This is a genomic window from Nonomuraea sp. NPDC050451 (assembly GCF_044458585.1).
Map to the genome: position 1 here is coordinate 103,049 of NZ_JBITHZ010000029.1, position 13,347 is coordinate 116,395.

10 protein-coding genes are annotated in these 13,347 nt (G+C 73.4%); 6 read left to right on the plus strand and 4 right to left on the minus strand.

The annotated features are described in order from the left end of the window. Positions 1 to 57 precede the first annotated feature (57 nt). The gene (locus ACIBI9_RS49730) at positions 58 to 912 is read right to left on the minus strand and encodes an NAD(P)H-binding protein (RefSeq protein ID WP_397233930.1); all 855 of its coding nucleotides are present in this window, start codon (positions 910 to 912) and stop codon (positions 58 to 60) included. Between the two features lie 111 nt (positions 913 to 1,023). Here ACIBI9_RS49730 and ACIBI9_RS49735 point away from each other — a divergent pair, with 111 nt between their 5' ends. Then, positions 1,024 to 1,479, plus strand: a complete 456-nt coding sequence (locus tag ACIBI9_RS49735) for a MarR family winged helix-turn-helix transcriptional regulator (protein ID WP_397233932.1) — start codon at positions 1,024 to 1,026, stop codon at positions 1,477 to 1,479. A gap of 106 nt (positions 1,480 to 1,585) precedes the next feature. On the opposite strand, the gene ACIBI9_RS49740 is transcribed toward ACIBI9_RS49735, so the two are convergent. Together ACIBI9_RS49740 and ACIBI9_RS49745 are read right to left on the minus strand one after the other, a co-directional pair. Then, a complete protein-coding gene (locus tag ACIBI9_RS49740) occupies positions 1,586 to 3,568 on the minus strand; it encodes a hypothetical protein (RefSeq protein WP_397233934.1) in 1,983 nt (660 codons plus the stop codon). Between the two features lie 142 nt (positions 3,569 to 3,710). Beyond that, on the minus strand, positions 3,711 to 3,890 hold the full coding sequence (locus ACIBI9_RS49745; protein WP_397233936.1) for a hypothetical protein: 180 nt from the start codon (positions 3,888 to 3,890) through the stop codon (positions 3,711 to 3,713). 244 nt (positions 3,891 to 4,134) lie between these two features. On the opposite strand from ACIBI9_RS49745, the gene ACIBI9_RS49750 reads away from it, so the two are divergent. Genes ACIBI9_RS49750 through ACIBI9_RS49765 form a run of 4 tightly spaced genes read left to right on the plus strand, consistent with a single transcriptional unit; the run spans position 4,135 to position 10,124 of the window. Next, on the plus strand, positions 4,135 to 7,398 hold the full coding sequence (locus tag ACIBI9_RS49750) for a type 2 lanthipeptide synthetase LanM family protein (RefSeq protein WP_397233938.1): 3,264 nt from the start codon (positions 4,135 to 4,137) through the stop codon (positions 7,396 to 7,398). A gap of 36 nt (positions 7,399 to 7,434) precedes the next feature. Continuing rightward, complete coding sequence (locus tag ACIBI9_RS49755) at positions 7,435 to 9,597, plus strand: peptidase domain-containing ABC transporter (protein ID WP_397233940.1); 2,163 nt, start codon at positions 7,435 to 7,437, stop codon at positions 9,595 to 9,597. Positions 9,598 to 9,627: 30 nt separating this feature from the next. Then, a complete protein-coding gene (locus ACIBI9_RS49760; protein ID WP_397233942.1) occupies positions 9,628 to 9,846 on the plus strand; it encodes a hypothetical protein in 219 nt (72 codons plus the stop codon). A gap of 23 nt (positions 9,847 to 9,869) precedes the next feature. Beyond that, entirely contained in the window at positions 9,870 to 10,124 is a 255-nt protein-coding gene (locus tag ACIBI9_RS49765) for a hypothetical protein (protein ID WP_397233944.1), read from the plus strand. A 33-nt stretch (positions 10,125 to 10,157) separates the two neighbouring features. Here the strand turns inward: ACIBI9_RS49765 and ACIBI9_RS49770 are convergent, their stop codons facing one another. Next, entirely contained in the window at positions 10,158 to 12,965 is a 2,808-nt protein-coding gene (locus tag ACIBI9_RS49770) for an ATP-binding protein (RefSeq protein WP_397233946.1), read from the minus strand. Between the two features lie 152 nt (positions 12,966 to 13,117). On the opposite strand from ACIBI9_RS49770, the gene ACIBI9_RS49775 reads away from it, so the two are divergent. After that, positions 13,118 to 13,309 carry a hypothetical protein gene (locus ACIBI9_RS49775; RefSeq protein WP_397233948.1) on the plus strand — a complete coding sequence of 64 codons (192 nt, stop codon included), beginning with the start codon at positions 13,118 to 13,120 and terminating at the stop codon, positions 13,307 to 13,309. The last annotated feature ends 38 nt before the right edge of the window (positions 13,310 to 13,347 follow it).

Genomic DNA, 13,347 nt, shown 5'->3' on the forward strand with positions numbered 1-13,347 from the left:
CCACCTGCCGCAGGCATGGACGCCACCTCTGCGAACAGCGACAGAGGCGGGCGCGGATCAGGTGGTCCGGAAGGCGTCGGCGTTGCGGGCGCACCAGGCGGCAAAGGTGCGGGGCCTGCGCTCAAGCAGGCGCTCCACGGTGTCGGTACGGAATCCGGCGGTGTCGGCACGCATGAGGTGAAAGCCCTCGATGATGGCCTCGGCCAGCGCCGGGGGTGCCCCGTTGGGGAATCGGGAGGCGACAGCCTCCTCCGCCGTGGTCACCGCCCGGATCGCGATCTCCCGGCCGGCCGCCGCAGCGAGGATCTTGACCTGTTCGGCGATGGTGAACAGTTCCTCGCCGGTGAGCACGTACTCCTGGCCCTGGTGGCCGTCTGCGGTCAGAGCCAGGGTGGCGACGGCGGCAATGTCGGCGGGGTCGATCGGCGCGTACCGGCCGGGGCCGACCGGATCCAGGACATGACCCGCCTCGCGGATGGTGGGCAGCCAGTCGAAGGCGTTGGTCATGTAGCCGCCGGGCCGCAGGAACGTGGCCGGGATGCCGGAGGCTCGGATGGCCTGCTCGCGTTCGTGGTGCCAGCGGCCCATGGCGGGCATGGGGTCGCCGAGCACGTTGAACGAGGACAGGTGCACGATGTGGCGCACCCCGGCGGACCGGGCTGCGGCGACGGCGTGCCGGGTGTGGTCGAGGCCGATACCGGGGGTGAGCAGGAACAGCCGGTCGACTCCGGCGAAGGCGGGCGGCAGGGTCACCGGGTCGTTCAGGTCCGCCACGACCCGTTCGGCCCGCTCGGGCAATGCGGCGGCGCGGGCCGGGTCGCGCACCAGGATGCGGAACGGCACGCCGGTCTCGTGCAGCTCGCGGACGAGCTCGCGGCCCACGTTCCCGGTGGCACCGGTGACCAGTATCATGAGAACCCCCAAATCGTGTACCGGTTAACGATCGAAGGGAACGTTAACCGGTACACGATCTGCTGTCAATCGCGCCCTGCCACGCTCGCGACATCACCGGAGGTCCTCGACGTGCCTGAATTCCTGGACGTGCACAGCAAGGCGTCGAAGGCGCTGCGGGCGGCGGCCGAGGCGGCGGTGCGGCGCCACGGGCTGCACCTGGGACAAGATCACCTGCTCGCGGTGCTGTGGCAACAGGACGGCCGCACCCCGGGCGAGGTCGCCGCCGCGCTGAACGTCACCACCCCCAACGTGGTCAAGGCGGCCACCCGGATGGCCGCCGCGGGCCTGCTCACCCGACGCCGCGACGACCGCGACAACCGTCTGGTACGGCTGTGGCTCACCGACGCCGGACGCGCCCTGCAGGCACCCATCGAGAAGGAACGGCGGTTGCTGGAGGAGAAGGTCACCGCCGACCTCACCGAGACCGAGCGCGAACACCTCCTCAGCGCACTGAGGAAGATCCACCACTCGGCGAACGCCCTGCTGGACGCCGCGGTCAACCACCGCAACTCGGCCACCACCTGACTCCGGGCCGGCGCGGCGAGAACAGGCGGGACGTCGACCGCGCCGCTCCTTAGGCGGGTGAGCACGCGGAACGGCGGTGGGCCGAGGTGAACGCTGCCGGCCGGGGTTATTGGCGGGACAGTACGCGAGTGAGGCCGGCCAGGATGGTCGTCGTGAGGATCCACCCCGCGGCGATCAACGCGGCGGCGAGCCACTGTTGCGGGCCGCGCGGCCCGAAGGCGGTCTCCTGTCCGAAGCTGATGATCGGAAGGAGCAGGTCCAGGGTGTAGAGGAAGGCGTTGAAGGGGGGTGCCTCGCCTGGTTTGAAGGCCGGCGGCTGCTGGATGGCGAAGGCGACCGTGCCTATGAGGAGAAGGCCCGCGAGCCAGAGCGCCGCACGAAACGGGCGGTAGCCGTACCCGACGGTCCAGTCCTGCAGGTAACCCCAGAGCCGCGCCCCGAGCCGTTGCCCCGTCCGGCGGCGACGCTGTTTGGCCAGCAGCACGTCCCGAGCGGCCTCGTCGTGACCGCTCCTGCGGTAGACGGCGGCCAACTGCTCGTACGGCTGGGGCTGGTAGGGCTCCTTGGCCAGCCAGTCGAGACGCTCCCGGACAGGCAGAGGCACCTCCAGGCTGTCGTAGGTGAAGCCGTTCATCAGGAGTTGAGCAGGCCACCGGTCAGGAACGTCGTCGAGCAGGCCGACCCGGGTGTGGCGAAGGTCGACGGTGCGCAGCAGCTGGGTTTCCGGCCCAGTCTTCAGCGAAGCCGCTTCGACGCCACGCAGGAGGAGGTCGCCGTCAACGGTGGTCTCGGCGAAGCACAGCGTGGTGGCGATCCGGGAGTTCCTGATCGAGAGGGCTCCCGTCGCCGTGAAGCCTTCGCAGCAGTCGACGTCACTGCCCGCGGTCACCTGCCACAGGGACAGAACCCGCCCCCCGGGATTGTTGAGGGTGGCGCCGTGAAACTCCACGTTGCCCTCGACCTTGGCGTTGATGAGCACGATCTCGCCATCGGCGCTGAAGCCCTCGCTGCAGCTGAGCCTGCCGGTGACCCCGAGCCGCCGCAGTGAGAGCACCGTCGCGCCCGGGTTGGAGAGCCTGCCGCCGTCGATGTTGAGCGATCCGCGGACCTGCGTCGAGTCCAGGAAGACCTCTCCGGTCGCCACGAAGCCCGGTGTGGCCCGCAGTCCGCTGCCGAGCTCCATCAGCGGTGCGTTCAGCGCGCGTCCTCCCGGATTGGCCAGAGTCGCCCGACTGAACGCCAGCGCACCGGCCACCTGGGCTCCGCGCAGGAGGACTTCGCCTTCGGCGGCGAAGCCCTCGTCGATGAGCAGCGCGCCCTCGACGGTGAGCCTCTCCGCGTTGAGGGCGACGCCGCCGGGGTTGGACAGCCGGGCTCCGCTGAACACGCATCGGCGTCCCACCCGGGCGTCCTGCACGCTCAGCTCGGCGTACGAGACGAAGCCGTGACGGCACAACAGCCCGCCGTCGACGACGATCCCCTCAGCGGTGAGGCCGGAGCCGCCTGATCGCCCGACCCGCGTGCCGTCGAGCGTCATCGTCCCGCCGATCCTGGCGCCCGCGACACGTATCTCACCGTCGATGACGGCGTTCGCGCACAGAAGATCCCGGTTGACGGTCAGGCCGTCGGCCTGGACGGCCGGATCTGCGTGGATCTCCATATCGCTGAGGTCCAGCGTCCCGGACACGTGCCCCCCACCCAGCTGGATCGGGCCGTCCACCAGGCACCCTTCCAGGCGCAGGCCGCCACCGATCACGGCATCCGCGGCCCGCAGCCCGGGTAACCGGGAAGCCGCGAGGTCGACCAGGCCGGTGCGGGCTCCGGTGAGGACGGGCGCTTCCTCGAACTCGCATTCGGTCAAGATCAGAGGGTGTTGGATCTCGGCGTGGGACAGGTCCAGCCGGCCGGTGATCCGGGCCCCCGACAACTGCAGGCCGGGCGTCTGCCCCGGAAGGCGTTCCAGGGCGCCGAGCAGCAGCTTCGCGATGATCTCAGCCCGGATGGAGACGCCGGGAAGATCTACGGGACGCGCTGCGGGAAACGCCTCCCAGAGAACGAGTTCCGGCTCGGAGAGATCATCGATGATCACAGGGCACTCCCGGAACGTCGCACGCGTCGGTAAGGAGATGTTCCAAGGTCATCACCGACTTCGCAACCGCCCCGGCGCCCGCGCTGTGGCGATCGGTCCGGCCGATCGCCACAGCGCGGTCAGTCACTCTGCCGAGGGCGGGTCACCAGCTGCCGGTCGCGCCGCCTCCGCCGCCGCTGCCGCCGCCGAAACCGCCGAATCCGCCGTCGCTGTCAGCCGCGGCGGGTCCCGCGATCGCGAGCATGGCGCAGGCGGCCAGCGCCACCGCGCCCACGACGATGCGCCGCAGTCCCCGGATGCCGGTCTTGTCGTTGTCGTTCATGAGTCCTCCTCAGTCGGGTCGGCTCCGGCGCCCATTCTCGGCAAGATCGGCCCCTACAAGAACGGCCGCGGACCCGTAAATCCGGCGCCTCAGTGGTTTCACTGATCCCGCGGGCGACGGGGGCAGGCGGCTCACGGTGTTCACCGGATGCCGCGGCGGCCGGATGCGGTCGCATCCTGCTGGCAGCCAACGGCCAGGGGCCCGCCGGAGCGCGTGGTCCCCGCGAGCAGCGAGGATGCCACCTTTGTCACACATCGCCGCGACGGCAGCACAACGTACAGACACGGACGCGGGACCGGCGCCGTACTGGTGGGCCGGGGCGCTCACGCTCGCCGAGCGGCTGGCGCTCACCACCCGGCCCGCTCCCCGCGAGGACGGCCTGGCCGAGCGGCGGCTTGCGCGCTGGCGGGCCGCCCACCGCATGGACGAGGACGGCCGGTTCGAGGCCAGGCTCGCCGACCTGGGCATCGACGCGGGCATGCTGCTCGCGCTGCTGGCGGAGCCGCCCGAGGAGCTGGCGGCGCGCGCGTCCCGGCCTGCCTGGGCGGACACCGTCGAAGCCGCGCTCGTGGCGGCCTCCGTCCAGGCCGCGCCGCCGGAGTCGGACGAGGCGACGTTCACGTGGGACGCGGGGTTCGGGCGGATCGTCGCGCCGTTCGTCCGGAACGCCGTCGACCGGGTGACGTCCGGTGCGCCGGACGGGCTCTGGGAGGTGACGGCTCTGCGGCGCGGGTTCGCGGACCAGCTCGGCAGGCAGCTCGTCTCGCTCGCCTCGCGCGTCCTCGTCCTGGAGCTGAACGTGGCCCGGGTCCGCGGTGAGCTGCACGGGGACAGCGCCGAGGAGCGTTTCCGGTCCTTCACGGCGCGGCTGGCCACCCGGGAGGGGCTGGCAGGGCTGCTGTCCGAGTACGTCGTGCTGGCGCGGCTGATGGCCCAATGCGCCGACCACGCCGTGGAGGCCCACCTGGAGCTGCTGCGGCGGTTGGCCGCCGACCGGTCCGCGATCGTGGCGGAGCTGTTCGGCGGGAAAGAGCCGGGGCGCCTGGCAGAGGTGGTCATGGGCGTGGGCGACGGCCACCGGGGCGGGCGGTCGGTCGGGCTGCTGCGGTTCGAGAGCGGGGCGCGGGTGGTGTACAAGCCGCGGTCGCTGGCCGTGCACACGCACTTCAACCGGGCGCTCGGCTGGCTCGACGACCGTATGCCCGGCCTCGGCCTGCGCGCGCTGACCGTGCTGGAACGGCCGGGCCACGGCTGGGTGGAGTACGCCGAGCACGGGCCGTGCGCGGACGAGGCCGGCGTACGTGCCTTCTACCGGCGGCAGGGCGCCCTGCTGGCCCTGCTGTACGCGCTCGACGGCGTGGACTTCCACTTCGAGAACCTCATCGCCGCCGGGGACCAGCCGGTGCTGGTCGACCTGGAGGCGCTGTTCCACCCGGCGATCCCCAGGGGCGGCGGCCGCGGGCGTACGGACGACGACCCGGCCGTGCGCGCGTTGGACACCTCGGTCGCCCGGGTGGGGCTGCTGCCGGCCGTCGTGTGGAGCAAGGACGGCGGCGCCCTCGACATGGGAGGCATGGGCGGGGACGCGGGCAGCACGCTGCCGTTCGAGTCGGCGGGCTGGGCCGCCCCGGGGACCGATGAGATGCGGCTGATCCGGGAGCGGGCGGCCTTCCCCGGCAGCAGCAACCGCCCGGGCGTCGGTGACGCCGTCGCCGATCCGGCCGACCACGTCGAGGACTTCCTGGCGGGTTTCACCGGCGCGTACGAGGTCATCGCCGCCCACCGCGACGAGTTGCTCTCGCCCGGCGGCATCCTGGCGGCCTTCCAGGGCGACGAGGTCCGCGTGGTGATGAGGCCCACGCAGCTGTACGGCACCCTGCTGCTGGAGTCGACCCACCCGGACGTCATGCGCGACGCCCTGGACCGCGACCACGTGCTCGACGCGCTGTGGGCCGCCTGCGCCGACGACCCTGTCCGCCGCCGCCTGGTCCCCGCCGAGCTCGCCGACGTCTGGAACGGCGACATCCCCCTCTTCGCCGGCCGCCCCGGCACGCCCGACCTGTGGACCAGCCGGGACGAGCCGCTGGCCGGCGCGCTCACGGGCGTGCCCTCCTCGGACGCCGCCGCCAGGATCCGGGCCATGGGACCCCGGGATCTGGCCGAGCAGCAGTGGATCATCCGCGCTTCCCTGGCCAGCCGCCGCGACCGCGACCGCATCTGGACCTCCACCGTCCCGGCGGCTCCCGCCGGCCCCACCGCGCCGGCGGACGTGCTCGCGGACCGGCTCGTGGCCATGGCCGCGGCGATCGGGGACGAACTCGCCGAACGCGCCCACCGCGACGCCTCCGCCGCCAACTGGCTCGGCATGGAGCTCGTGGGCGAGACCCGCTGGACGGTCGGCACGCTGAAGAGCGACCTGTACGGCGGCACCCCCGGCGTCGCCCTCTTCCTCGGCCAGCTCGCCAGGATCACCGGCGAGCACCGGCACGCCGACCTCGCCATGCGGGCCCTGTCCTGGGTCCCCGCCTTCGTCGACAGCATCGCCGGGGGTACCGCGACGTTCGCGTGCGGACCGTTCAACAGCGCCGTCGGGCTGGCGTACGCGCTGACGCACCTGGCCCGCGACCTCGGCGAGCCCGACCTGCTCGGCCACGTCGAACCCCTGATCGCCGCGATGACCGGCGCCGCCGCGGACGAGGGACTCGACATCGTGAGCGGCGCGGCCGGATGCCTGGCCGCGATGCTCGCCGTCCACGAGGCGACCGGGCTGCCGAACGCGCTGGACGTGGCCCGCGCCTGCGCCGACCGGCTCGTCGAGACGGCACGGCCGCAGGACAGCGGGGTGGCGTGGCACGGCCACATCCCCGCCTCGGCGCCCTTGACCGGGTTCTCCCACGGGACCGCGGGGATCGGCTGGGCGCTGCTCCGCTTCGCCGCCCGGACCGGCGAGGCACGGTACGCGGAGACCGGCCTGGCCGCCTTCGCCTATGAGCGTTCCCGCTTCGACGCCCGCATCGGCAACTGGCCCGACTTCCGGGACCTGCCCGACGCCTCGGCGAACCCCTCCGGCCTGCCCCCGTCCATGCAGGGGTGGTGCCACGGCGCACCCGGCATCGGCCTGGCTCGGGCCGATCTCCTCCACCGCCGTCCCGGCCTGAGCACCGAAGCGGCCGGTGACCTCGCCGCCGACCTGGACGTGGCGCTGCGCTCGTACCTGAGCAGCCCGCCCGGCATCGTCGGCCACAGCCTGTGCCACGGCGAGGCCGGGAACCTGGAACTCCTCATCCACGCCGTCGCCGCGGGCAGGCACGACCTGACGGACACCCTGCGCCTGCGGACCGGCGTCCTGCTCGCCCAGGTCGCCGACGACCCGCGCTGCGGCACCCCGGGCGGCGTGACGACGCCGGGTCTGATGTCCGGTCTGGCGGGGATCGGACACGGTCTCCTGCGGCTGGCCGTCCCCGCCGAGGTGCCGTCCGTCCTGCTCCTGGCCCCGCCGACCGCCTGAAGCGCCACGTACCCGCGAAAGAAAGGGGCTGCCGTGATGCGGCGCCGCGTCCCCATCCGCCTGCAACTGGCCACCAGCGAGTGCGGGGCCGCCGTCCTGGCCATGCTGCTGAGCCACCACGGCAGGCACACCTCGGTGGCCGAGTGCCGCGACCTCCTGGGCCCGGGCAGGGACGGCGTGTCCGTCGTCCGGCTGGTCGCGGCGGCCCGCGAGCACGGGCTGACGGCCACGGCGGAACGCGTGGCGGATCCGCTCGGCGAGCCGCCGCGGACGCCGTTCATCGCCTACTTCTCCGCCCACCACTTCGTGATCGTCGAAGGGCTGGGCAGGCGCGGCGTGCGGATCGTCGACCCCGGCAACGGCCGCCGGACCATGCCGCCGGAGGAGTTCGCGCAGCGTTACGGCGGCGTGGTGATCCGGTGCGCGCCCGGCCCCGGGTTCGTCAGGAGGCGCGCGTCGCCGTGGCGCTGGACGCCGGTCCGCTACCTGCGCGACTTCGCGGCGGTGCCGGGCGGCCGGCGCCGCGTGGCCGGGGTGCTGGCGCTGGCGGCGGCCATCCAGCTGCTGGCGCTGGCGCTGCCGCTCGCCACCAAGTCCGTGGTGGACGAGCTGGTCCCGGCCGGACGCGGCGACCTGCTGCCGGTGCTCGGCTGGGCCGTGTTCGGCACGGCGGCGCTGCACGGCTCGCTCACCTTCCTGCGCGCCCGCCTCCTGCTCGCCCTCCGGGCCCGCGCCGACGAGCAGCTGACCGGCCGTTTCGTCGGCCACCTGCTGCGGCTGCCGATCGGCTTCTTCCTCCAGCGCAGCCGGGGTGACCTGCTCCTGCGCGTCGGCAGCATCGCCACCACCAGGGAGGCGGTCACGCAGCAGTCCGTCACGCTCGCGCTCGACATGCTCCTGCTGTCCGCGTACGGGATCGCGCTGGTCGTCCTCGTCCCCTGGTACGCGCTCATGGTCGGCGCGCTGGCGGCCGGGCAGGCGGGGCTGATGGTTGCCTCGTACCGGCGGTTGCGGACCCTGTCCCAGGCCGAGCTGGGCGCCCGCGCGGGCGAGCAGAGCTACCTGGTCGAGACGTTGCAGGCGATGCTGCCGCTCAAGGCCAACGGCGTGGAGCCGCGGGCGCAGGTCCGCTGGCGGGAGCTGTTCGGCGCGTACCAGACGGCCATGGTGCGGCGGGCCCGCGTCAGCTCCTGGTTCGAGGCGGCGCAGGGGGCGGTGGCCGTGTTCGCGCCGCTGGCGCTGCTGTGGTGCGGCGCGTGGCTGGTGCTCGGCGGCCGCATGTCGCTGGGCACCATGCTGGCGGTGAACGCTCTGGCGATGTCGGTGCTGGCGCCGTTGCAGGCGTTCGTGGGGGCGGTGCAGCTGTTCTCCATGCTGCGCGGGCAGTTCGAGCGCATCTACGACGTGCTCGACGCCGCCCCCGAGCCGAGCGGCGCCCGGTTGCTGCCCGCCGGACGGCCGGTCGCGATCCGGGCCGAGGGCGTCGCCTTCCGGTACGCGCCCGACTCGCCGCCCGTGCTGAGGGAGATGTCGTTCGAGGTGCCCGCGGGGGCGAAGCTCGGCGTCGTCGGGCGTACCGGGTCGGGCAAGAGCACGCTCGCCCTGCTCGTGCTCGGGCTGCTGCGGCCGGAGACGGGCGAGATCCGGCACGACGGCGTACCCGTCCAGGAGCTGGACGTGGCGGCGCTGCGGCGCGGATGCGGCGCCGTGCTGCAGGAGCTGTCGCTGTTCAGCGGCTCGATCCGGGACAACATCACGCTCGGCAGCCCCGACGCCACGGACGACGACGTGGTGACCGCCGCGCTCGTCGCGGGGCTGCATCACGACGTCGAACGCCTGCCCATGGGGTACGACACCAACGTCGGCGAGGGCGGCGCCGCGCTCTCGGCCGGGCAGCGGCAGCGGGTCGCGCTCGCCAGGGCCATCGTGCACCGGCCGCGCCTGCTCATCCTCGACGAGGCCACCAGCCACCTCGACCCCGAAACCGAGCGCCGGGTCGACGCCGCCCTGTCTGAGCTGCGGGTCACCCGGATCGTCGTCTCGCACCGGCTGAGCGCGATCCGCGACGCCCACGAAGTCCTCGTCATCGACCAGGGCCGCATCGTCGGCCGCGGAACCCACGAAAGGCTGGTGAGCAGCCCAGGCCCCTACCGCGACCTGTTCGGCGCTCCGCCGGTGCCCGATCCGCTGAGCGCCTGAAATAACCCCTCTTCATGGAAGGAGACAGAAATGTCGGCCGACGACCAGATCAGATCCTGGAAAACCCCCGAGCTCCGCGGACGCGACGAGGCCCACCCCGCGGGAGAGATCAACCTGGGCGCCCTGAGCGGCGGCGAGAAGGAGCTGCCCGGCTTCGACGACTACACCAACTTCTTCAGCTGCTGGCAGACCTGCGACCGCTCCATGTGGGTCGGGACCTGCCGCTTCTCCAGCCTCGGCTGCTGCTGACCACGGACAGAGGAGAGCGAACCATGACGAACGACGACCTGATCCGTTCCTGGAAGGACCCCATCAACCGGGCCGCGTACGGCGTCGGCCTGCCGCACCCCGCCGGCGACCTCGACCTGGAGACCGCGCGGCTGGCGGGCGGCGTGGAGCAGGAGCCGGCGAACGGCACCCAGCACCTGTCCACCATCGGCTGCTGCGGCGGTTACACCTCCGAGCTGCGCTGCGCGATCAGCGCGCTGTACCCCATCCCCATGTGCCAGTTCGTGACCCTGCTCTGACAGACCGGTGACCGGCCGCGCGCCAGCGGCCGGTCACTCGGCGAGCCGGTGCGCCAGGGCGGCTCGGGTCTTCACCCCGAGCTTCCTGAACACGCTGGCCAGGTGCGTCTCCACCGTCCTGGGGCTGAGGAACAGCCGCTCGCCGATCTCCCGGTTCGTCATGCCGTACGCGACCAGCTCGGCGATCTCGCGCTCCCGCTCCGACAACGAGCTCCCGGCGCCGGGCCGGTGGGCCAGGCCGGCGGCCATCCGGCGCTGCTCGACGCCCACCTGGGCCGCCAGCCACGGCGCGCCGCACGACAGGAACAGCTCCTTGGCCTGCCCGAGCTGCTGCTTGGCGATCCGCGAGTCGTCGTCGCGCCGCAGCACACCGGCCAGCAGCATCCGCCCGAATGCCTCCCCGATGGGCAGACCGGCGGCCGCGAACCGGTCCACGGACTCGCGCGCCGCCTCCTCCGCCTCGTCCTGCCGCCCCTGCGCGAGGGCGAGGACGGCACGGGCCCGCGCCAGGAAACCCGACTGCACGGGCGGGGCGCCGAGCTCCACGACGCGGGCCGCGCGCTCGTACCACTCCCTGCCGGCCGCGAGATCGCCCCGGGTCACCTCCACTTCCGAGCGCAGGGCGTAACTGCCGACCACGCCAGGGCCGAGACCGGCCGGGTCGGCGGGCACCCGCGCCGCCAGCAGCCGCCCGCACGACTCCGTCTCGCCGACCGAGAACAGCACCTCCGACACCGCCTGGTCCGAGATGGTCCGCCACCAGGCCGAGCGCAGCACCCGCCCCCGCCGCGCCGGCTCGATCAGCGGCATCGCCGCGTCCGGGCCGCTCAGCCACAGCAGCGGGCGCGACTTCGTGACCTGGACGAACGCCAGCATCTCCGCGCTGCCCAGATGCCGCGCGATCTCCTCGGCCTCCTCGGCGTCGCCCAGCGCCCGGTCGACGTCCCCCAGCCGGGCGTGGACGGTGGCGCGGGCGGCGTACAGCAGCGGCACCACGTGGTTGCGTCCGTGGTCGCGGGCCACCCGCAGCCCGCGGGCCAGGTGCCGCAGCGCGTCGGCGTTGCGGTCGGCCAGGAACTCGCCCCACGCCAGCGCGGCCACGAGCCCGAGATCGTCACACAGCTCGCGGTCGGTCAGCCCGCTGACCAGCGCGTCCGCGCGGTCGAGATGCCGGTACGCCTCCCCGAAGTCGCACCGGTAGAGCGCCGCGACCGCCAGCAGTGTCACGGCCGTGGCCGGCAACCCCCGCCGGGTGTGCGCTCCCGCCAGCCCGAGCGCGAGCGAGGCGTTCTCCCGGCCCTCGTCCCAGCGGCCGTCCAGCAGGTCGTTGGCCGCCAGCTCCACCAGCAGCGCGCACCGCCCGCCGGAGTCGCCGCCCGGGGCCTGCTCCAGGTGGCGCAGCTCGGCGGTCAGGATCGCCCGGGCCTCCTCGAAGCGGCCCAGCGAGCGCTCCATCATGGACATCAGCTCCACCGCCTGGTCGCGGTGGTCGCCGCCCGCCTGGATGACCTCGCGCAGCAGCGTACGGCTCTCCGTCAGCTGCCCGGACACGCCCAGTGCCGCCGCCAGTGACAGCAGCAGGCCGGCACGCCGCCCGCCGGGCGCGTCGTCCGGCAGGGCCCGCAGGGCGGCGCGGAACCAGCGCGCCGCCGTCGCCGGGGCGGTCGCGGCCACCGCGTTCGCCCCCTCGGCCAGCAGCTCGGCCCCGTCCACGTCGCCGATCACGACCGCGTGCTCCATGTGCACCGCACAGCGGACGGCCGGCGCGCCGTGCGAGCGCAGGTACTCGGCCGCGCGCCGGTGCGCCGCCATCCGCCAGGCGGGCCCCGCCATCCGGTACGCCGCCGCCCGCACCAGCGGATGCCGGAAGCCCAGGGTCCGGGGGCCGGAGGACAGGACGTTCCGGCGTACGAGGTCGTCCAGGGCGGGCACCACCGTGGCCAGGTCCAGCTCCGACACCGCCGCCACCAGCGTCGCGTCCAGCTCGTCGCCCACCACCGCCGCGGCCCGCGCCACCAGCCCCTGCACCTGGTCAAGGCCCGTCAGCTCGGCGGCGATCAGCCGGTCCAGGGCGTTGACCGCGACGGGGCTCGCGGCCTCGGCGGGGTCGTCGCCGTCCGGCAGCGCGGCCAGGATCTCCAGGAACAGCGGATTGCCGCCGCTGCGCTCGTACAAGCGGCGCCGTCGGGGCGCGGACATCTCCTCACCCAGCAGCGCCTCCGCGTCGCCCGCCGACAGCGGGCCGAGGGGCAGTGCCACCACGGAGGCCGAGGCCAGCGAGCGCGTCAGCCCGGCCGGCAGCCCGCCGGTGCGCGCCGCGAGCAGGACGACCACGCGCCTGTCGGGCGGATGCCGGATGAAGTAGTCGAGGGCCTCGACGGAGGCGTCGTCGGCCCACTGCACGTCGTCCAGCAGCACGACCAGGCCGTCCCGCTCCGAGATGCGCTCCACGAGGCGGTGCGACTCCCGGAACAGCCGGTGCCGGTCCAGCGCCGCCAGCCCCCGGGCCGCTCCCCCGGCGTGCGCGCCGGCCTCCGCGGACAGCAGCGCGCGGATCCGTTCCAGGTCGGGGGCCAGCTGAAGGTGACGATCGCCGTCGGCGAGGGCGTCGAACAGGATCCCGAACGGCGCGCTGCGCTCGAACTCGGTGGCCCGCCCCGCCATCGCCGGTAGCCCTCGCTCCCGCGCCAGCTCGGCGACCGCCGTCAGCAGGCGGCTCTTGCCGATCCCCGGGTCCCCGGTCATCAGCACGAACGTCGTCCCGTGCGGCTTGTCCAGCAGCCTCACCAGGTGATCGAGCTCGGCGGAACGGCCTGTCAACGGGCGCCGGGTCACCAGCACGTCATAACCTCCCCGCCAGGAAGATCGTCGATCTCATCCCCATCTCTATCCCACTCAGCCGTCCCGTCAAGGATTACGTGGTTTCCCCGATGTTTCCGGTTCCGGAACATGACGGATGCCGCGGGCGTCCCCGCCCGGCGCATCGTGCTCTCATGTCCTACGACGACCTCACCCGATCCTGGAAAGACCCCTACCACCGCGAGGCCGGCGTCCCCCATCCCGCGGGCGAGATCGTGATCCCCGACCACGGCGGCACGCAGGAGATGCCCACGCTGGGGACCACGTTCATCATCTGCACCCTGCCCGGCTGCAACCCCACGCTGTTCTTCGGCTGCACCTACTGACGCTCCCTGTTCCCGCCTGCGGCGTCGGGGATCACCGG